Origin of the sequence: Roseovarius sp. MMSF_3298 (assembly GCF_030733705.1) — a bacterium.
GTDB lineage: Bacteria > Pseudomonadota > Alphaproteobacteria > Rhodobacterales > Rhodobacteraceae > Roseovarius > Roseovarius confluentis.
In genome coordinates this window covers 1-19,403 of sequence record NZ_JASHIN010000032.1, presented here as the reverse complement: position 1 = coordinate 19,403, position 19,403 = coordinate 1, and the positions used below count along the sequence as shown (strand labels likewise).

Here is a 19,403-nt window from a genome sequence, read left to right as displayed (position 1 = left end):
TCCCGATCAGTCATTGCGTGACATGCTAATGGGTCAGTCGTTCAATCTCTTCTTTCAGTCGGAGTTTCTGCTTTTTCATGCTTGAGATTTCTAGGTCGGGCATTCCCGGGGCACGCTGTGCCGCTTCGACCTGTTCCGAGAGAGCTTGGTGTTTCTTTTTCAGTTCCTCGACATGTGAACTCAAAGCCATGAATGCGTCTCCTCTTTTGGTGTGCACGGGATAGTGCAGCATAAAAGATATGGTCTGTCACGCTGCGAACGCAAAATCCGACGGCGGGAATTAGCTGCAACTTGCTTAAATTAGTCCGGGAAAGGCATTTCCTTGCCGTCGCGCAGTATGCAAGCCGTTGCCGATGTGTAGTTTTCGCAATCGTTAACGTGCCTTTGCCCATTATGAAGGCACCAGCCGTCATGCAGCCGAAATGCGGCGCGTCCGCCGCGTCGGCCGCGCAGAAGGACCAGCCGCGCAAGGCGGCCGGGTCGGGGAATCAGTGGCAGAAGCTGGAGGCTGCCGAGGTGGCGCGCGGCGTGGGACAGAAGCTCTGGCAGCCGGTCGGCGCGCTGGATGAAGGTTGTGGTGCCCTTGGGCCCGGTGCGTTTGGCGGCGGCGGCGACCCAGGCGGCGAGGGGAGTATCCTCGCCCATGGCCCCTTCGCGGCCCGGATCGGTGGCCGCCGTGCTGGCAGCGCGGTCGAAATAGGGCGGGTTGGCTAGAACGTGGTGAAACTGGCGCTTTTTCAGGGTGTCGGGCATGGCGGACAGGTCGCCTTCGACCACCTCGAACGGCAGGGCGTTCGCTGCACCGTTTTGCCGGGCGAGTTCGGCATAGGCAGGCTGGCGCTCCAGGCCCACCAGGTGAACGCCGGGCACGCGCCGGGCCAGACAAAGCCCCGCGACGCCGACGCCGCAGCCGAGATCGAGCACGGTCTCGCCCGGCTTGGCAGGGATGCTGGCGGCCAGCAGCACGGGATCGATGCCGGCGCGATAGCCGGCCTGGGGCTGCAGGATTTTCAGCCCGCCACCGAGAAAATCGTCGCAGGTGGTCTCAAGCGTCACGAGCGTGCCTCGACCTCTATACCGTTGTCCTCAAGGGTCTGGCGCGCGGGAAAGTAATCTTCCTCGCTGACCATCAAGCGGCGGGGGAAAATCCCGATGCCGCCTTCGAGGATGCTCATGTTTACGTCCAATTCAAAGCAGTCTATATCCTCGCCCTGAAGCAAAGCCTTGGCGAAAGCCATCACGGTCGGGTCGGTGGTGCTGAGAAGATGCTTCATGGGGATGACTTAAGGACACCGGACGCGCATTGTCGAGCCTGAGTGACGGGAGTTTGATGGGACTGGACCACGCCGCTACCAAACCGCACGAAGCAATGGCCTCGCATTTCGAGGACAAACTTGACGCGGTGAACAGCCTGATCCGTGCGCGCATGGCGTCGCGTCACGCGCCGCGCATCCCCGAGGTGACAGCGCATTTGGTCGAGGCGGGGGGCAAACGCCTGCGCCCGATGCTGACGCTGGCGGCGGCGGATCTGTGCGGTTATGTCGGCGAGGACGACGTGAAGCTGGCAGCAACGGTGGAGTTCATCCATACCGCGACGCTGTTGCACGACGACGTGGTGGACGAAAGCGCCCAGCGGCGAGGACGGCCCACGGCGAACCTGCTGTTCGACAACAAGTCCAGCGTGCTGACCGGGGATTACCTGTTCGCACGCGCGTTCCAGCTGATGGTGGAAACCGGGTCGCTGACGGTGCTGGACATCCTGTCGAACGCGGCGGCAACGATTGCCGAAGGCGAGGTGCTGCAGCTGACCGCGTCGCGCAGCCTGAAGACGGATGAGGATATCTACCTGCAGATCGTTCGCGGCAAGACCGCGGCGCTGTTTTCGGCGGCGACCGAGGTGGGCGGCGTGATCGCAGGCGTAGCGGACGACCAGGTGCAGGCGCTTTTCGATTATGGTGACGCGCTGGGCATTGCGTTCCAGATCGTCGATGACCTGCTGGACTACCAGGGTGATGCCAAGGCCACGGGCAAGAACGTGGGCGACGATTTCCGGGAGCGCAAGCTGACCCTGCCGGTGATCAAGGCGGTGGCGCTGGCCGACGAGAGCGAGCGGGCGTTCTGGGCGCGGACCATCGAGAAGGGCGACCAGCGCGACGGCGACCTGGACGAGGCGCTTAGGTTGCTGAACAAGCACGGCACGCTGGAGGCCACGCGGGCCGACGCGCTGGAATGGACGGCAAAGGCGAATACGGCGATGGCGCAACTGCCTGAACATCCGGTGCGGGAGATGCTGCTGGCGCTGTCGGATTACGTGGTGGCGCGCATCCGCTAGGACGCATTCTCAGGGATGCGCGTTGAGGCGGGTGGCGGTGATCCACCAGCCCGGATTTTCCTCTTTCAGGCGGCCCTCGGCGGCGCGGGCGGTTTCCTCGCCGGTGTAGAGGCCGAAGCAGCTGCTGCCCGAGCCTGTCATGCGGGCCATGCGGCAGCCCGCCGTCACGCTGAGCGCACCCAGCACTTGCGAGATGACAGGCGTCTGCCCGATGGCCGCATATTCCAGATCATTGCGCATGCCACGAAGCCAGTCGATGAATTCGATCCCGCTGAGATTGGCCGGAAGGTCCGGGGGCATGGGCGTGTTGTTCTTCTGACCGACGGCGGCAAAGACGTCGGGCGTGCGCATGGGCACGCCGGGGTTGATCAGGACCGCGTTCAGGCAGGGCAGGTCGTGCGCCGTCGTGATCTTTTCGCCGATCCCCTGCATCCGCGCAGCGCTGTTGCCGAGGCAGACGGGCACGTCGGCACCCAGCGGCGTGACATCGGCGGGCATGGGCGTGTCGGTCAGGCGCGACAGCACGCGCAGGGTGGCGGCTGCGTCCGACGAGCCGCCACCAAGGCCCGCGGCATGGGGCAGAAGCTTGTTTAGCGTGATATCGGCACTGACCCCCATCAGGTCGGCGGCTTTCAGAACGAGGTTGTCTGGCCCGTCCGGCACGCCCTTGGACATCGGGCCGCTGAGCGAAAGGTGCGGCGTGTCGGAGAGCGAGACCGTCAGGTGATCGCCCACATCGGCGAACATCACCAGCGAGTCGAGAAGGTGCATGCCATCATCGCGCTGCCCGGTGATGTGCAGCGTCAGGTTTACCTTGGCCGGGGCGAAGCCCTCAGCCGCCGTCATCCGCGACCTCCAGCGGGGGCGAGCCTTCTTCCTGCAGGACAACGTCGAGGCCGACCTCGAGCTTGCGGCGCATCCGGTCGAGATCCACATCGGGCGAGGGGTTTTCCTTGTCGACGAAGGACAGCGCACGCCTCCATTGGAACCGAGCCTCGACCTCGCGGCCCACGGCCCAAAGCACGTCGCCGAGGTGGTCGTTGACCACCGGGTCCACCGGCATCAGCTCGGCGGCGCGTTCCATGTGACCAATGGACTCCTCGTAGCGGCCCAGCCGGTAAAGGACCCAGCCGAGGCTGTCGACGATGTAGCCAGATTCGGGCTGCGCCTCGACAGCGCGTTCGATCATGTCGAGCGCCTCGTCCAGCTTCTGTTGTTTTTCGACCAGCGAATAGCCGAGGTAGTTCAGCACCTGCGGATGTTCGGGGTTCAGTTCCAGCGCCTTGCGGAAATCGGCCTCGGCCTCGGGCCATTCATCCTGCCGTTCATGGCTGATAGCGCGGGCATAGTATACGAACCAATGGCCGGGCTGTGCCTCGCCCAGAAGGTCGATGGCGTTGTCATAGGCGGTGACTGCCTTGCCGTATTGTTCGCTCTGGCGATAAAGGTCTGCGGCGGCGACATGCACCATGGGCAGTTCGGGGTGCGAGTCGCGCAGCTGTTCCAACACCTCGATGGCGGCGTCCATCTTGTCCGCCCGGCGCAGGGCCTCGGCGCGGCCCATCTCGGCGGCGGTGAAAGACGGATGATCGCGCGGGACGCTCTTGTAGGTTTCGGTGGCCAGTTCGTAGCGTTCGAGCGATTCCAGCAGTTCCGCCGACATGAGGATAGCATCGACGTGGTCGGGGTTCAGGTACTGCGCCACGCGGGCGTAAAGCAGGGTATAGTCATCGCCCATGTCGCCCAACAAGGCTTGACCGATGGAAAAGAACACCTCTGCCACGCCGTCCTTGGGGCCGGAGATCATGTCGAAGGCCACGGGCAGGCCGGTTTCAAGCTCGGCCCGGAGGGCGAGGATCTGGGGATCCGCATTGGCGCCGAAGGCGTCATCCAGAAGCGCGATGGCCTCGTCGTTGCGTTCCAGCTGGCTTAGCACGGCGGCCCAGGCGCGGGTGCCACGGCGGGTGCGTTGCAGGGGTGCGTCATCGTCGCCACCGGAAAAGATAGCCTCAGCTGCCTCGAAATCGCCAACGGAGGCGAGAGCCAGCGCCTTGTGATAGAGGGCGAAATTCTTAAGGCCGCGTTCCTCGGAGACCTCGTCGAAGCGCGCGAGGGCCGCGTCGACATCGCCGCGGGCGAGTTCGGTCCAGGCCATTACGAGGCCATCGGCCAGTTGGCCTACGCCCTTGCCGGCCTCGATCCGTTCGATCACGGCGTCATGGTTGCCGGCTGCCACATCTTCGGCGATGAGGGCCATGAAGGCGACCTGGCTTTGCAGCTCCTGTTGCTCGATCTGGCGGGCGACGGGCACGGCGCGGTCGATCTCGCCAAGTGCCATGAAAGCAATCGCGGTGCTTTCGAGGATGACGGGGTTGCTGGCGTCGCGGGTCAGCGCCTGAGTGTAATACTGCGCGGCGGCGTCGAAATCGTTGAGGTAGCGTGCTTGCCGTGCGGCAAGGTAGGCACCGACATTGATATCAGCCAGTGCGGGCAACGCGATGCCCTGCAGAATCGCGGCGATTGCGCCTGCGGTCAGGATTTTCACGGGTCTGGGCTCCCTGCCTGTATGGTCGATGATTTGCGAGAAAGTAGTATGAGCGGCCCGTTAACGCAATGAGGGCGGCCAATTTGCCGCCCTCGGTGTCCGCGTGATTTCGCCTGTCGCTCACATATTGGGATAGTTCGGCCCGTCGCCTCCCTGTGGCGTGGTCCAGTTGATGTTCTGGGCGGGGTCCTTGATATCGCAGGTCTTGCAGTGGACGCAGTTCTGGAAGTTGATGACGAACTGCTGCTCGCCGTCCTTTTCCACGAACTCGTAGACCCCTGCCGGGCAGTAGCGGGCCGAGGGGCCGGCATACTTGGGCAGGTTCACCTCGACCGGAACATTCGGGTCCTTCAGCTTGAGGTGCGCGGGCTGGCTTTCCTCATGGTTGGTCATCGAAAAGCTGACATTGGTCAGGCGGTCAAAGCTCAGCTTGCCGTCGGGCTTGGGGTAGTCGATTTCGGCGTGCTTGCTGGCTTCTTCGGTCGCCTCGGCGTCGGTCTTGCCGTGGCCCAGCGTGCCGAAAAAGGAAAAGCCGAGCGTGTTGGTCCACATGTCGAGGCCCCCTAGCGTGAGCGAGGCGGTGAGGCCGTACTTGGACCACAACGGCTTGACGTTGCGGACCTTTTTCAGATCCGTGCCGATGGCGCCGTTACGCACTTCGCTCTCATAGTTGGACAGCTCGTCGCTGGCCCGACCGGTTTCGATGGCTTCGTGCGCGGCTTCTGCCGCGGCCTTACCCGACAGCATGGCGTTGTGGTTGCCCTTGATGCGGGGCACGTTGACCATGCCGACCGAGCAGCCCAGAAGGGCGACGCCGGGCGCGACCATCTTGGGCATCGACTGGTATCCGCCCTCGGAAATGGCGCGGGCGCCGTAGGCGACGCGCTTGCCGCCCTTGAGCAGGTCGGCCACCACCGGGTGATGCTTGAACCGCTGGAATTCCATGTAGGGGTAGAGGTGCGGGTTACGGTAATTCAGGTGCACCACGAAGCCGACGTAGACCTGGTTGTTGTCGAGGTGGTAGATGAACGAGCCACCGCCCGCGTTTTTGCCCAAGGGCCAGCCCATCGTGTGGGTGACGGTGCCTTCGCGGTGCTTTACCGGGTCGATTTCCCAGATTTCCTTCATCCCGAGGCCGTATTTCTGCGGCTCCTTGCCCTTGGAAAGGTCGTATTTCGCGATGACCTCCTTGGACAGCGAACCGCGCACGCCTTCGCCCAGGAACACGTATTTGCCGTGCAGTTCCATGCCGGGCTCGTAGCCGGGGCCGGGGGTGCCGTCGGCGTTCTTGCCGAATTCGCCGGCCACGACGCCCTTCACCTCGCCGTTTTCACCATAGACGATTTCCGAGCAGGCCATGCCGGGGAAGATTTCGACACCCAAGGCCTCGGCCTGTTCGGCCATCCAGCGGCAGACATTGCCCATGCTGACGATATAGTTGCCGTGGTTGTTCATCAGCGGCGGCATCGGAAAGTTGGGGATGCGGACCTTGCCCGCCTCGCCCAGCATGAAGAAGTTGTCCTCTTTCACCGGGACGTTGAGCGGCGCGCCCTTTTCCTTCCAGTCGGGTATGAGGGCGTCGAGACCGCAGGGATCGAGCACCGCGCCCGACAGGATATGCGCGCCCACTTCGGAGCCTTTTTCCAGCACCACGACCTCGCGCTCGGGGTCGAGCTGTTTCAGGCGGATCGCGGCGCTCAGGCCTGCGGGCCCTGCGCCGACGATCACGACGTCGTATTCCATGGCTTCGCGTTCGACTTGGGTCATCTTGGTCCTCTCCTGGTCGTCCGGTCGCATGCCGGCCCGCGTAAGAAACTTCGCAACTGGTTATCGTGCGGGGTTGCGCAAGGTCAATTCGAACACGACGTAACAGACGGTCAAAAGCGTCAAAAAGGCGCAAGTTTCGGCACGATTGTGCGGTCGGCGGTCTGGACCTACTTGCATTGGCGGGGCAGGTCGGGTCAATCTGTCGCGCATGGTTTGGAAAACGAACGGGGTCGCGTAACGGCGGCCCCTTGGTGATACTAGGGACAAGAAAGAAGGACAGGTCATGGAAAAGATCCCGATGACACAGGACGGTTTCGACGCGCTTAACGCGGAGCTGAAACAGCTGAAATCCGTCGAGCGCCCGGCCATCATCAAGGCGATTTCCGAGGCGCGCGAGCATGGCGACCTGTCGGAGAATGCCGAGTATCATTCCGCCAAGGAAAAACAGTCGTTCATCGAGGGCCGCATCAAGGAGCTGGAAGGCGCGATCAGCCTCGCCGACGTGATCGACCCCAAGAAGCTGTCCGGCCCGATCAAGTTCGGCGCGACGGTGACGCTGGTGGACGAGGATACGGACGAGGAGAAGTCCTATCAGATCGTGGGCGAATATGAGGCCAGTATCGAGAAGGGCCTGCTGAACGTAAAATCGCCGATTGCGCGGGCTTTGATTGGCAAGGAGGAGGGCGATAGCGTAGAAGTGCGCACGCCCGGCGGCGATAAGGCCTACGAGGTGCTGAAGGTCGAATATATCTGACCCGGTCCTTTTCAATCAGGTTTGCCCATGACCGATCCGAACCAGTCACCGCAGACACCGCTTGGTGTCTATGACCGGCCCCGAAAGGACGGGGTCACGGGTGTCGAGATAATCGCGCTGGCGCTTACGATTCTGTGGCTTGTCGGCACGGCGGTGTTCTTTCTGGTGCTGGAGCCGATGGGCATGTTCTCGGAATCCGGCGGGGCGCTGCAATTCGTGGTGGTCCTGCTGGCCATCTTCATGCCGGTGGCGATGATCTGGGTCGCGGCTACGGCGGCACGTTCGAGCAAGGTGATGCGCGAGGAGAGCCGGCGCCTGCAAACCGCCATCGACGCGATCCGGCAGGCCTATGTGGCGCAAAGCCAGGCCGCGCACGAGGTCGCACAGCCCTCGGTCGCCAAAAAGCTGGAGGAGATCGCGGCGGCGCAACGCAAGACCGAGACGGCGCTGGCGACGTTCTCGACGTCGCGCAGCCCGGTGGAGGTGCGGCCCGCGCCAGTGTCAAAGAACGAGGAGGTGGGCACGGACCAGGTTGCGTTGCCGTTGGGCACCCCGCCCGAAGAGATGGCGCCGCCGTTGGCGACCGAAGACTTCATAAGGGCGCTGAATTTCCCGGAGAACGCCGAGGACAAGGCAGGCTTCGCCGCACTGCGCCGGGCGCTGAAGGTCCGCCATAGCGCGCAACTGATTCAGGCCAGCCAGGACGTGCTGACACTGTTGTCTCAGGACGGCATCTACATGGACGACCTGCGCCCAGACATGGCCCGGCCCGAAGTTTGGCGCCGGTTCGCTGCCGGGGAACGCGGACGCGCCGTAGCCGCGCTGGGCGGTGTGCGGGACCGCTCGTCGCTGGCGCTGACGGCCGCTCGCATGAAGCAGGACATGATCTTTCGCGATGCCGCCCACCATTTCCTGCGGCTGTTCGACCGCACGATCAGCCAGTTCGCCGAGGTGGCGACGGATGCCGAGATGTCCGAGATGTCGGACACGCGCACGGCGCGCGCCTTCATGCTGGTCGGGCGCGTGGCGGGGACGTTTGACTGATACTGCCGTGGTGTGAGCCGTGCAAGAAAGCGGCTGTTGCCGGACGCCCCGGAACGCGTCAATATGAACGCCGGAAGACGAAGGGAACATCATGCGCAAGTTTCTCGTGGTGCTGGACGACAGCCGGGAATGCCTCAACGCCATGCGGTTCGCCGCAATGCGCGCCAAGAACACGCAAGCCGGGGTTGAGATTCTCGCGGTCATTCCGCCCGACGAATTCAACCACTGGATCGGCGTGGGCGACATCATGCGCGAGGAAGCCCGCGAGCGCATTCACGCGCATTTCGAGGTCTTCGCGAAGTGGATGCGCGACAAGCAGGGCATCGACCCCGAGCTGGTGATCCGCGAAGGCGAGCCGGTGGCGGAGATCATGGCGCAGGTTCAGGAGGACACCGAGATCGGCGTGTTGGTGCTGGGCGCCAGCGCCGACAAAAAGGGGCCCGGGCCGCTCGTGTCGCAATTGTCGAAGAATTCCGGTGGCTTGCCCATCCCGATCACCATCGTGCCCGGCGACCTGAGCAAGGAGCGACTGGAAGCGATCACCTGAACCCAGTTTTAGAATCGTTCCAAACCTTGACAGGGCCAGTCTCGCTGCGCATATCTTGCACAACTGACAAAAAGGGCGCGCACAATGTTCATCCAGACGGAATCGACACCGAATCCCGCAACGCTGAAGTTCCTGCCCGGCCAGACCGTATTGGACGCCGGGACCGCAGACTTCCCGTCTTCCGAGACGGCCGACAAGTCGCCGCTTGCTGCGCGCGTCTTTGGCGTCGAGGGTGTGACCGGCGTGTTTCTGGGCAATGATTTCGTGACCGTGACCAAGCAGGACGCGGTGGAGTGGGACCATGTGAAACCCGCAATTCTTGGCGCGATCATGGAGCATTTCCAGTCCGGTCAGCCGGTCATGACCGGCGACGGTCCGGAGTCGGGCCACGCCGCCAGCGAAGGCGAGGATTCCGAGGTCATCGACCAGATCAAGCAATTGCTGGATACCCGAGTCCGCCCTGCCGTGGCACAGGATGGCGGCGACATCACGTTCCATGGTTTCGAGCGCGGCGTGGTTTACCTTCACATGCAAGGCGCGTGCGCCGGTTGCCCATCCTCGACCATTACCCTGAAAATGGGGATCGAGAACCTGCTGCGGCACTACATCCCCGAAGTGACCGAGGTCCGCCCCGTCGGCGTTTGACCTCGTGACCAACGCGCCGCTCGTATTGGGATTCGACACCTCCGGCCCGTGGCTGGGGGTGTTGTTGCTTTCGGGGCAGGACGTTCTGAGCGATCACCATGTCGATATGCCAAAAGGACAGGCCGAGGCGTTGTTTCCGGCGCTGGAAGACGCTCTGGCCAAGGGCGGCGCCGGCTGGAGCGACCTTGACGCCATTGGGGTCGGCATCGGGCCGGGAAATTTCACCGGCATCCGGATTTCGGTCGCCGCGGCGCGGGGGCTGGCTTTGTCGCTGGAAATCCCCGCTATTGGCGTCAGCATCCTCGAGGCCGCAGCATATGGGCAGGACAGCCCGGTGCTGGCGACGCGGGACGCACCCCGTGGACAGGCTTATGTGCAAGGTTTTGACATGGACACACCGCTTGGGCCGGACCTGATGGCGATCGACGAGATCGACACAGGCCTGATGGAGCCGGGGCTTGTATGTGTCGGCACGGCGGCCAAGGCGGTGGCGGCACAGATCGGCGCGCCCGCGGTTCCGGCGACCTTTGCGCCGGCCTCTGCCATCGCGCGGATTGCCGCGACGCGCTGGCGCGAAGACACGCCCCCCCCGGCGCCGCTGTACCTCAAGCCCGCCGACGCGGCGCCCTCGCGCGATGCTCCCCCGGTGATCCTTGATGACGCCTGACGACTTGGCCGCGCTGCATGCGCGGGCATTCGACGGGCAGGGGCGGGCTTGGGACGCAGGCGAGTTCCGTGACCTTCTGGAGCATTCGCATATCTTCGTGGTCGGTGACACCAAGGGGTTTGCTGTCGGACAGGCGGTTGCGGGCGATGCGGAGCTTCTGACGCTTGCCGCCGATCCCGACGCGCGGCGGCAAGGACACGGGCGGGCGGCGTTGCAAGCGTTCGAGGCCGAGGCCCGTGCGCGCGGCTCCGAGCGCCTGTTCCTGGAAGTCGCGGCAGACAACGCGGCGGCACTGGGGCTTTACCGCTCGTTCGGCTTCACCGAGCTTGCGCGGCGCGCGAAGTATTACAAGCGGCCCGATGGCGGGACGGTCGACGCGCTGGTACTGGAGAAGCGCCTGACCTGATCCCGGCTCAGATCGCCGAACTGTGTCCGGCGTGGTTGAGGTCGTAGGCGTCGAGGCTGCGGGCGATCATCCGGGTTAGCGGGCGTGCCTCGTGCGGGATGAAGAGGCCCTCGTTGCTTAGGTCCAGAAGCCCGTCAAAGGCGCGTGTGGCAGGTTCAAGCATTTCACGTACAGCCTTGCGCGACATGCTGAAAGTTTCGCAGATTTCCCCGGCGTCGATGCGGAAGTCGCACATGACGGCCTCGATAAGGCGGGCCCGCAGAAGATCCTGTCCCCTGAAGACATGCCCCCGGCTGGTCGAGAAGCGGCCCTCGCGGATTGCCCCGGTATGGGCTCCCGTCGCGGGGGCGTTCTGGGCATAGCCTTGCGGGAAGCGCGAAATCGACGAGGCCCCCAGCCCGATGAGCACCTCGGACGTGTCGTCGGTGTAGCCTTGGAAGTTGCGGCGCAGGCGGCCAAGTTTCTTGGCGATGCTCAAGCCGTCCTCGGGTGTCGCGAAATGGTCGATCCCTATTTCCCGGTAGCCGTCCCAGACGAACAGGCGGCGGGCGGCATCAAAGAGCTCCAGCCGTTCCTCGGGCGTGGGCAGCGCATCGGACGGGATAAGCTGCTGACGCTTGGCCATCCACGGCACATGGGCATAGCCATAAAGCGCCACGCGGTCGGGGTTGAGCGACAGGAGTTTCTGCACGCTTTCCACCATGCGCCCCTTGGTCTGGTGCGGCAGGCCGTAAAGGATATCCGCATTCAGACTGCGCACGCCGGCGGCGCGCAGCGCGTCTATGGTGTCGCGGGTGATGTCGAAGGTCTGGATGCGGCCGATGGCCTGCTGAATGGTGTCGTCGAAGTCCTGCACGCCCACGGAAGCGCGGTTCATCCCTGCGGCGGAGAGCGCCTCGATCCGGGGGGCGTCGATCTCGTTCGGGTCGATCTCGACCGAGAACTCGGTGTCGTCGCCGAAGGGGACCGCGTCGCGCACTGATTCGGCCAGATCGGTGATAAGGTCGGCAGACAGAAGAGTCGGCGTGCCGCCGCCCCAATGCAGGCGCGACAGCGTGATGCCCTGTGGCAGGGTGGCTTTCAGCAGGGCCAATTCCGCCTTGAGCGTCTCGACATAGGCGGCGACGGGCGAAAGGGATTTGGTGCCCTGCGTGCGGCAGGCGCAGAACCAGCATAGCCTGCGGCAGAAGGGCACATGCAGGTAGAGCGAGATTGCGCTGCCCGGTTCGATGTTGGAAATCCAGTCCCGCATGGTCGAGGACCCGACGGAATCGGAGAAATGCGGTGCGGTGGGATAGCTTGTGTAACGCGGTACATTCGCGTCGAACAGGCCCAGTCTGCGGAGTTGTTCTCGGTCAATCATGCCGTTAAAATACTCACAAGGAAGAGCGAAGCCTTGATGCAGATCAACTCGACCGAAAGCATTGTCGATGCTCAAAGACGCACATGACCTGATCCCCCGTGAATGCGATGCGTGTCCCATTCGGCACCGGGCCGTGTGCGCGCGATGTGATGCGCAGGAACTGGAGCAGCTGGACCAGATCAAGTACTATCGCAGCTTCGAGGCAGGCCGGACGCTGATCTGGGCCGGGGACCGGATGGATTTCGTGGGCTCGGTCGTGTCGGGCATCGCGATGCTGACGCAGACGCTGGAAGACGGGCGCACACAGATGGTGGGCCTGCTGTTGCCGAGCGATTTCGTGGGCCGTCCAGGGCGCGAGAAGGCGGCCTATAACGTGGTCGCGGTGAGCGACGTGGTGATGTGTTGTTTCCGCAAGCATCCCTTTGAGAACATGATGGAAGTTACGCCGCATATAGGTCAGCGCCTGCTGGAGATGACGCTGGACGAGCTGGATGCGGCGCGCGAATGGATGCTTCTGCTGGGCCGCAAGACGGCACGGGAGAAGATCGCGTCGTTCCTGGCGATCCTGGGGCGGCGTAACGCGGTCTTGAACATGTCCAAGGCCGCGGGGCAGGTGGTGTTCGACCTGCCGCTGACGCGCGAGGCGATGGCCGATTACCTGGGCCTGACGCTGGAGACGGTGAGCCGCCAGATCAGTGCGTTGAAGCGTGACCAGGTGATCCACCTGGAAGGCAAGCGGCATGTGACGGTGCCGGATTTCGACCGCCTGCTGGAAGAGGCGGGGGATGACAGCGACGGCGGGATGCTGGCCTGAGCCCGGGAATAAGGTTAATCCTTTGAATTCAGGAAAAATTCGACGTCGGTATTGCGTCGGTATTCAAGTGGTATCGCGACGGTGCGATTTTTCCGAATTGGCGGGGTTAACGGGGCGTTCGGGGGTAATGTGCGGTTAAGGCGCGGCGCGTGGTTTTTTACCCACTCTACGGGGTGACCGATGGTCTTGACTTCGGTCCGGGAGGGGCTTTGTTACCGGGCATGGCTGACCTCTCGACTTATTCGCTGGATGACCTCACCATCGACGAGGCCGCGCGGCCACGGGCGCCGAAGGTGCCGGACGCCACGGACAGGCATCGGCGCCAGGGCCGACAGTTGGCGGCGATCCACCGGCACTACCTGATGGAGATGGCGCGGATCGGCGCGGTGCTGGCGCGGATCGAAGCGCGGGATGCCCCACCCGAGAACCTGAGGCAGATCGTGCTGTCGCTGGACATGGCCGAGAATTTCCGGGTGTTCGGGACCCTGTGCGGGCGCGAGTGCCAGGTGTTGAAGCTGCACCACGATATCGAGAGCACCGACATGTTTCCCCGCATCGAGGCAGCGGGCGGGGGAATGTTCCGGGAGGTCGTGGCGAAACTGGTGTCAGAGCACGAGGTCGTCCACGAGTTGATCGTTCGTCTTGGGCGCGCGGCAGACACGTTGGCGGAAGACCCCAGCGAGGAAAACTTTGCCCGGGCCGCCGCCACGTACCGGAAGCTGGAAGAGGTCGTGCGCTCTCATTTCGGGTACGAGGAAACGGAGCTGGAAGAGGCCATCGGGTATTACCTCGGGACGATCTGAGGCCGCGCGCAGGAACCCATGTGTCTGGTCCGTTGCGCGACCCCAGCCCCGACCTCAGAGCGTTTCCGGGAAACACTGAATCGCTTTTCGCTGCCTCTTGAGACGCAAAAAGCGATGCATGTTTCAGACTGACCCGGAAACGCTTTAATGCGCCATGAAGAGCGGCAGGGGCGCGTGCTCCAGCATGTAGCGGGTGGCGCCGCCGAAGACCGCCTCGCGGACGCGGGAATGGCCGTAGGCGCCCATGACAACGGCATCGGCGTCGATATCCTGCGCGCGGCGCAAGAGCACGTCGGCGATGCGGGGCAGGGTCTTGGAGACCACGTCGATTTCGACCGCCACGCCGTGACGCACCAGGAATTGTGATAGCAGACCGCCGGGATCGGAGCGGTTCGGGCCGTGTACCGGCGGGTCGACGACCACGACGTGTACGCGCTCGGCCCGTTGCAGCATCGGCAGCGCGTCGCGGGCGGCGCGCAGCGCCTCCTGACCGTCGTTCCAGGCGATCACGACCCGCTTGGGGTCAAGGGTGATGTCCGGCGTGTTGGGCAGAACCATCGCGGGAATGCGCCCGTCGAACAGGATCGCCTCGGTCAGGGGGGCAAGCTCGGGGCCCAGCCCCTCGCCATAGGGCATGGGCAGTACGGCGAGATCGGCAAAGCGGGCGCGGTCGGCGACATGGTGTCCCAGGTCGGCAAGCTGCGCGACGCCCTTGTCGCAGGACCAGAAGAAGCCGTCCTGCCGGCCCAGGAGCCCGCGCGCGGCGCTGTCGATCTCGGCGGCTTCCTCGTGGCAACCTTCGAATATGTTCTGCACCATCACGGCGCTGACACCGGCGCCGGAGAAATAATGCGTTGCCGGATCGCGGGCGACGCCGAGGCTGAGCACGTCGAGATGCGCGCCGTGCAGGCGGGCCAGTTCGGCGGCGTGGGTCAAGGTATGCTCGACGCGTGAGGCATCGGACAGGGCGCAGAAGATCGTTTTCCAGGACATTGCGATTCGCCTTTCATTAACCATTTCGAACGCAATCTGGCCCCCGGGGCGAGACGCTGCCTTGATGCCGGTCAACCCATTCCCGCCAATCCTTTGATGCAGATCAAAGCGGGGTGACTCGGCATCGGAAATAAGCGGCCCCAGTCAAATGACTCCGTGCGCCCCGGCAGGGCCTGCGCGGACATACGGCAAAGGGACGCAAAATGGGTAACTACGTAAAACTGATCCTGTTGGGGCTGATCGCGTTTTTCGCGCTGTTCGCCGCCAACCAGGCACGGGATATCGCGTACCTTGTGAATGCGCTGACCATCGCCCTTGTGGCGGCGGGCATGTTCATCTGGGTGCTGCGCAACACGGACGAGGACCGCCCCGTGGTCGACCTGTCCGGGGAATACATGGACGGGGTCGTGCGCGCCGGGGTGATCGCCACGGCGCTTTGGGGGGTCGTGGGCTTCCTCGTGGGGACGTTCATCGCGTTCCAGCTGGCCTTTCCGACGCTCAATTTCGAATGGGCGCAAGGCTACATGAACTTTGGCCGGCTGCGGCCCTTGCACACCAGCGCGGTGATTTTCGCCTTTGGCGGCAACGCGCTGATCGCGACGTCGTTCTACGTGGTGCAGCGCACCTGCGCGGCGCGGCTGTGGGGCGGGAACCTGGCGTGGTTCGTGTTCTGGGGGTTCCAATTGGTGATCGTGCTGGCCGCCACCGGCTACCTGCTGGGCGCGACGCAATCCAAGGAATACGCGGAGCCGGAATGGTACGTGGACTGGTGGCTGACCATCGTCTGGGTGTCCTACCTGGCCGTGTTCGTCGGCACGCTGGTGAAGCGGAAAGAGCCGCATATCTACGTGGCGAACTGGTTTTACCTGTCGTTCATCATCACGGTCGCGATGCTGCACGTGGTGAACAACCTGAGCATTCCGGTGAGCATCTTCGGCTCGAAATCCGTGCAGATCTTTTCGGGCGTGCAGGATGCGATGACGCAATGGTGGTACGGCCATAACGCCGTGGGCTTCTTCCTGACGGCGGGATTCCTGGCGATGATGTACTACTTCGTGCCGAAACAGGCCGGGCGGCCGGTGTTCAGCTATAAACTTTCGATCATCCACTTCTGGGCGCTGATCTTTCTTTATATCTGGGCGGGTCCGCACCACCTGCACTATACCGCGCTGCCCGACTGGGCCTCGACGCTGGGCATGGTGTTCTCGATCATCCTCTGGATGCCCTCGTGGGGCGGGATGATCAACGGCCTGATGACGCTGAGCGGCGCGTGGGACAAGCTGCGGACCGATCCGGTGATCCGGATGATGGTGATCAGCCTTGGCTTTTACGGGATGTCCACCTTTGAAGGGCCGATGATGTCGATCCGCTCGGTGAACAGCCTGTCGCATTACACCGACTGGACCATCGGGCACGTGCATTCCGGCGCGCTGGGCTGGAACGGGATGATCACGTTCGGGTGCCTGTACTTCCTGGTGCCCAAGCTGTGGAACCGCGAGCGGCTGTATAGCCTGAGCCTGGTGAGCTGGCACTTCTGGCTGGCGACGATCGGGATCATTCTCTACGCGGCGTCGATGTGGGTGACCGGCATCATGGAAGGCCTGATGTGGCGCGAAGTGGATGCCAACGGGTTCCTGGTGAACTCCTTTGCCGACACGGTGAGTGCGAAGCTGCCGATGTACGTGGTGCGCGGTCTGGGCGGGGTCATGTTCCTCTCCGGTGCGATCGTCATGTGCTTCAACCTTTACATGACAGTCAGACGGAGCCCGGCGGTGCAGACCGACAACTCCGCTGTCCCGGCTGAATAAGGAGGGCCGGAAAAATGGCTGACGATAAAATGCAGAAACCCCCGATGCCGGCTTCGACCTCGGGCGTGGGGGACCGGCCCAAGAAGAAGACCTTCCTGGACCGGCACCAGATCCTGGAACGCAACGTGACCCTGCTGGCGATCTTTGCCTTCCTGGTGGTGACCATCGGCGGCATCGTGCAGATCGCACCGCTGTTCTGGCTGGAGAACACCATCGAGGAAGTGGAGGGGATGCGCCCCTACACCCCGCTGGAGCTGACCGGGCGTGACATCTACATCCGCGAGGGATGCTATGTCTGCCACAGCCAGATGATCCGGCCGATGCGCGACGAGGTGGAGCGGTACGGGCATTACAGCCTTGCGGCGGAGAGCCAGTACGACCACCCGTTCCAGTGGGGGTCCAAGCGGACCGGGCCGGACCTGGCGCGCGTCGGCGGACGGTATTCGAACGCCTGGCATGTGGACCACCTGCGCGACCCGCAATCGGTGGTGCCGGAATCGGTGATGCCCAAGTACGGCTATCTCGAGGAGCGGCTGATCGACGGGCAGTACGTGGGCGACCTTCTGGCGACGCACAAGCTGGTGGGTGTGCCTTACGAGGAAGCGCATGTGGAGAACGCGCAGGCGGATTTCCGGGCGCAGGCCGATCCCGACAGCGACTATGACGGGTTGATCGAGCGGTATGGCGAGAGCGCACAGGTAGCCAATTTCGACGGCCGTCCGGGCATCAGCGAAGCCGACGCCCTGATCGCCTATCTGCAGATGCTGGGCACGCTGGTCGATTTCTCGACCTTCACGCCCGTGGCCAGCCGGTAAGGAGGGACGACGATGGACACCTATTCCCTGCTGCGGGAGTTCGCGGACAGCTGGATGCTGCTGGCGCTCTTCGCCTTCTTCATCGGCGTCGTGCTCTGGGTCATGCGGCCCGGGTCGCGGGGCGCCTACCAGGATGTCGCCGACATTCCCTTCCGCAATGAAGACGCGCCGGCCCCGGCCACGCGCCGTGCCTCGGACGAGGAGCAATAAAATGGTTAAGAAACCGCAAGACAACCATGAGGTCGAAACGACCGGCCACGAATGGGACGGGATCGAGGAATACAACAACCCGTTGCCGCGCTGGTGGCTGTGGGTGTTCTACGCCACGATCGCCTGGGGCGTCTGGTACACGATCGCCTATCCGGCCTGGCCGATGATCTCGGGCGCGACGCAAGGTTACCTGGGGTATTCGACCCGGGCCAACGTGCAGACCGAGATCGAGGCGGCCGAGGCGGCCAACGCGCAGATCAACGAGCGGCTGGCCAGTGTCGAGCTGGCGGCGATTCCGGGCGACGACGAGTTGGCGGGCTTTGCCCGGTCCGCGGGCGAGGCGGTGTTCAACACCTGGTGCGTGCAGTGCCACGGGCGCGAGGGCGGCGGGGCCACCGGCTATCCGACGCTGTCGGATGACGCCTGGCTGTGGGGCGGCTCGATGGAGGCGATCCACACGACCGTCACCCACGGGATCCGCAACGACGAGGACCCCGACGCGCGCTATTCGCAGATGCCGGCCTTTGGCCGCGACGAGCTTCTGACCGAGGAAGAGGTCGTGCAGGTGGTGAACTACGTCATGTCCCTGTCGGGTGAGCCGCAGGATGCGCAGGCCGCCGAGGCAGGTGCGGAAGTGTTCGAATACAACTGTGCCGCCTGCCATGGCGAGAACGCCATGGGAATGGAGGAGCAGGGTGCGCCGAACTTGACCGACGCGATCTGGCTTTACGGCGGGGATTACGACGCTCTGTACGAGACGGTGTGGAATTCGCGCTTTGGCGTCATGCCGTCCTGGCAGGAGCGTCTGAGCGAAGCGGAGATCCGGGCGGTGTCTGCTTACGTCCACCAGTTGGGTGGCGGCGAATGAGCTGACGTTCCGACAAGAGATTCCCGGGGGTGCTATTGCAATGCCCCCGGGAAGGCACCGGCCCCTCCCTCTGTTCGCGCATTTCAGGAGGGGCCGGTGTTTTTCGTTGGAAGGGATCAGTTTTCGAGCACATCGGCCAGGGCGCTTAGAACGGCCTTTGGTGCTTCGAGCTGGGGCAGATGGCCGACGCCGGGCAGCGTTTCAAATTCCGCCCCTGGCATCAGCGCGTGTAAGGCGCGGCCATGGTCCAGTGGGATCCACGGATCGGCCTCTCCCCAGATGATTTTGACCGGGCAGCGGACCTCGCAGTAATGCGGCTCGATCTCGGCGGTGAAGCGTTCGTCGGCCTGGGCGAACTGGCGGTAGAAACTGGCGCGGCCCGCCTCATCCAGCCAGGGGGCGACGAGCGCCTCGGTATCGTCGGCTGCAAGGTCAGTGACCAGCGCGCCGTCGATATAGGCCCGCACGATGGCTTCGTGGATGTGCGGGGGCAGGCCGATGAAGGCGTCGATATGGCGGCCGACATGGTCGAAGAACTCCGACCCCCAGGGCCGCATCGCCACCACGTTCATCAGCACAAGCCGGTCGAATTCGGCCCCGTGCAGCAGATGCGCGCGCAAGCTGGTCGCGCCGCCGAAGTCGTGCGCCACGACGCGGGGCCGGTCGAGGCCCCAATGGCGCAGAATTTGGGCAAAGACCTGCCCCTGCACGTCGAGTCCGGTGGGCTGATCGGCGCGTTTTTCGGAGCGGCCATAGCCGGGCATGTCGTGCCAGTAGACAGTGTGCGTTTTCGCCAGCGTGGGGATGATCTGGTGCCACGACACTGACGACCAAGGCCAGCCGTGGGCGAGGACGAGCGGCGGACCCGATCCGGCGCTGCCCCAGGCGACGGTGCCGGCGGGGGTGTCTGTGGTGTGATCCAGGTTCCAGGTCATGAGGGCAAGCCTGTCGGTGAAAAAAGACCCGTGGCGCGGCCAGAAGGCCGGGACCACGGGCCAGTCGGGGGAGACGCCCCGCGCACC

Annotated in this window: 22 protein-coding genes; 13 read left to right on the top strand and 9 right to left on the bottom strand. The window is 63.9% G+C overall.

What is annotated here, in order from left to right:
* Positions 1-25: 25 nt before the first annotated feature.
* The 3 genes from RBB18_RS20235 to RBB18_RS20225 form a co-directional block, all read right to left on the bottom strand.
* Positions 26-190 carry a YdcH family protein gene (locus RBB18_RS20235; RefSeq protein ID WP_103764794.1) on the bottom strand — a complete coding sequence of 55 codons (165 nt, stop codon included), beginning with the start codon at positions 188-190 and terminating at the stop codon, positions 26-28.
* A gap of 110 nt (positions 191-300) precedes the next feature.
* On the bottom strand, positions 301-1,056 hold the full coding sequence (locus tag RBB18_RS20230; RefSeq protein ID WP_306112272.1) for a tRNA1(Val) (adenine(37)-N6)-methyltransferase: 756 nt from the start codon (positions 1,054-1,056) through the stop codon (positions 301-303).
* On the bottom strand, positions 1,053-1,274 hold the full coding sequence (locus tag RBB18_RS20225; RefSeq protein ID WP_103764664.1) for a DUF2007 domain-containing protein: 222 nt from the start codon (positions 1,272-1,274) through the stop codon (positions 1,053-1,055). The genes RBB18_RS20230 and RBB18_RS20225 overlap by 4 nt, the downstream gene beginning before the upstream one ends.
* Positions 1,275-1,330: 56 nt before the next feature.
* Between RBB18_RS20225 and RBB18_RS20220 the strand changes: the two genes are divergently transcribed.
* The gene (locus RBB18_RS20220; RefSeq protein WP_306112273.1) at positions 1,331-2,332 is read left to right on the top strand and encodes a polyprenyl synthetase family protein; all 1,002 of its coding nucleotides are present in this window, start codon (positions 1,331-1,333) and stop codon (positions 2,330-2,332) included.
* A 9-nt stretch (positions 2,333-2,341) separates the two neighbouring features.
* On the opposite strand, the gene RBB18_RS20215 is transcribed toward RBB18_RS20220, so the two are convergent.
* The 3 genes from RBB18_RS20215 to RBB18_RS20205 form a co-directional block, all read right to left on the bottom strand.
* Positions 2,342-3,178 (bottom strand): 4-(cytidine 5'-diphospho)-2-C-methyl-D-erythritol kinase, encoded by an 837-nt coding sequence (locus RBB18_RS20215; protein ID WP_306112274.1) that lies wholly within the window; start codon positions 3,176-3,178, stop codon positions 2,342-2,344.
* Entirely contained in the window at positions 3,165-4,877 is a 1,713-nt protein-coding gene (locus RBB18_RS20210; protein WP_306112275.1) for a tetratricopeptide repeat protein, read from the bottom strand. The genes RBB18_RS20215 and RBB18_RS20210 overlap by 14 nt, the downstream gene beginning before the upstream one ends.
* A 120-nt stretch (positions 4,878-4,997) precedes the next feature.
* Positions 4,998-6,644: an electron transfer flavoprotein-ubiquinone oxidoreductase gene (locus tag RBB18_RS20205; RefSeq protein WP_306112276.1), complete on the bottom strand. Its 1,647-nt coding sequence runs from the start codon at positions 6,642-6,644 to the stop codon at positions 4,998-5,000.
* 283 nt (positions 6,645-6,927) lie between these two features.
* Here RBB18_RS20205 and greA point away from each other — a divergent pair, with 283 nt between their 5' ends.
* From greA to RBB18_RS20175, 6 genes are all read left to right on the top strand, one after another.
* Positions 6,928-7,398 (top strand): transcription elongation factor GreA, encoded by a 471-nt coding sequence (gene greA / locus RBB18_RS20200; protein ID WP_103764667.1) that lies wholly within the window; start codon positions 6,928-6,930, stop codon positions 7,396-7,398.
* A gap of 27 nt (positions 7,399-7,425) precedes the next feature.
* On the top strand, positions 7,426-8,442 hold the full coding sequence (locus RBB18_RS20195; protein WP_103764668.1) for a hypothetical protein: 1,017 nt from the start codon (positions 7,426-7,428) through the stop codon (positions 8,440-8,442).
* A 91-nt stretch (positions 8,443-8,533) separates the two neighbouring features.
* The gene (locus RBB18_RS20190; protein WP_103764669.1) at positions 8,534-8,989 is read left to right on the top strand and encodes a universal stress protein; all 456 of its coding nucleotides are present in this window, start codon (positions 8,534-8,536) and stop codon (positions 8,987-8,989) included.
* Between the two features lie 84 nt (positions 8,990-9,073).
* A complete protein-coding gene (locus tag RBB18_RS20185; RefSeq protein WP_103764670.1) occupies positions 9,074-9,634 on the top strand; it encodes a NifU family protein in 561 nt (186 codons plus the stop codon).
* A gap of 4 nt (positions 9,635-9,638) precedes the next feature.
* On the top strand, positions 9,639-10,301 hold the full coding sequence (gene tsaB, locus RBB18_RS20180) for a tRNA (adenosine(37)-N6)-threonylcarbamoyltransferase complex dimerization subunit type 1 TsaB (RefSeq protein ID WP_103764671.1): 663 nt from the start codon (positions 9,639-9,641) through the stop codon (positions 10,299-10,301).
* A complete protein-coding gene (locus tag RBB18_RS20175) occupies positions 10,291-10,707 on the top strand; it encodes a GNAT family N-acetyltransferase (RefSeq protein WP_103764672.1) in 417 nt (138 codons plus the stop codon). The genes tsaB and RBB18_RS20175 overlap by 11 nt, the downstream gene beginning before the upstream one ends.
* A gap of 7 nt (positions 10,708-10,714) precedes the next feature.
* Here RBB18_RS20175 and hemN read toward each other — a convergent pair whose 3' ends face one another.
* Positions 10,715-12,070, bottom strand: a complete 1,356-nt coding sequence (hemN, locus tag RBB18_RS20170) for an oxygen-independent coproporphyrinogen III oxidase (protein WP_306112277.1) — start codon at positions 12,068-12,070, stop codon at positions 10,715-10,717.
* A gap of 67 nt (positions 12,071-12,137) precedes the next feature.
* Between hemN and fnrL the strand changes: the two genes are divergently transcribed.
* Positions 12,138-12,884, top strand: a complete 747-nt coding sequence (fnrL, locus tag RBB18_RS20165) for a transcriptional regulator FnrL (RefSeq protein ID WP_306112278.1) — start codon at positions 12,138-12,140, stop codon at positions 12,882-12,884.
* 221 nt (positions 12,885-13,105) lie between these two features.
* Complete coding sequence (locus RBB18_RS20160) at positions 13,106-13,687, top strand: hemerythrin domain-containing protein (RefSeq protein WP_103764675.1); 582 nt, start codon at positions 13,106-13,108, stop codon at positions 13,685-13,687.
* A 144-nt stretch (positions 13,688-13,831) separates the two neighbouring features.
* Here the strand turns inward: RBB18_RS20160 and RBB18_RS20155 are convergent, their stop codons facing one another.
* Positions 13,832-14,680: a universal stress protein gene (locus RBB18_RS20155; RefSeq protein WP_306112279.1), complete on the bottom strand. Its 849-nt coding sequence runs from the start codon at positions 14,678-14,680 to the stop codon at positions 13,832-13,834.
* 203 nt (positions 14,681-14,883) lie between these two features.
* On the opposite strand from RBB18_RS20155, the gene ccoN reads away from it, so the two are divergent.
* From ccoN to ccoP, 4 genes are read left to right on the top strand one after another with little or no spacing between them, the layout of a single operon-like run.
* Positions 14,884-16,488, top strand: a complete 1,605-nt coding sequence (gene ccoN / locus RBB18_RS20150; protein ID WP_306112280.1) for a cytochrome-c oxidase, cbb3-type subunit I — start codon at positions 14,884-14,886, stop codon at positions 16,486-16,488.
* Positions 16,489-16,532: 44 nt separating this feature from the next.
* Positions 16,533-17,303, top strand: a complete 771-nt coding sequence (ccoO, locus tag RBB18_RS20145) for a cytochrome-c oxidase, cbb3-type subunit II (protein ID WP_306112284.1) — start codon at positions 16,533-16,535, stop codon at positions 17,301-17,303.
* A gap of 12 nt (positions 17,304-17,315) precedes the next feature.
* Positions 17,316-17,513, top strand: coding sequence for a cbb3-type cytochrome c oxidase subunit 3 (locus RBB18_RS20140; protein ID WP_306112281.1), 198 nt, complete (start codon positions 17,316-17,318; stop codon positions 17,511-17,513).
* A 1-nt stretch (position 17,514) separates the two neighbouring features.
* Positions 17,515-18,381, top strand: coding sequence for a cytochrome-c oxidase, cbb3-type subunit III (ccoP, locus tag RBB18_RS20135; protein WP_306112282.1), 867 nt, complete (start codon positions 17,515-17,517; stop codon positions 18,379-18,381).
* Positions 18,382-18,497: 116 nt separating this feature from the next.
* On the opposite strand, the gene RBB18_RS20130 is transcribed toward ccoP, so the two are convergent.
* Positions 18,498-19,403, bottom strand: a 906-nt coding sequence (locus RBB18_RS20130) for an alpha/beta fold hydrolase (protein WP_306112283.1), incomplete at its 5' end; no start/stop codon positions are given.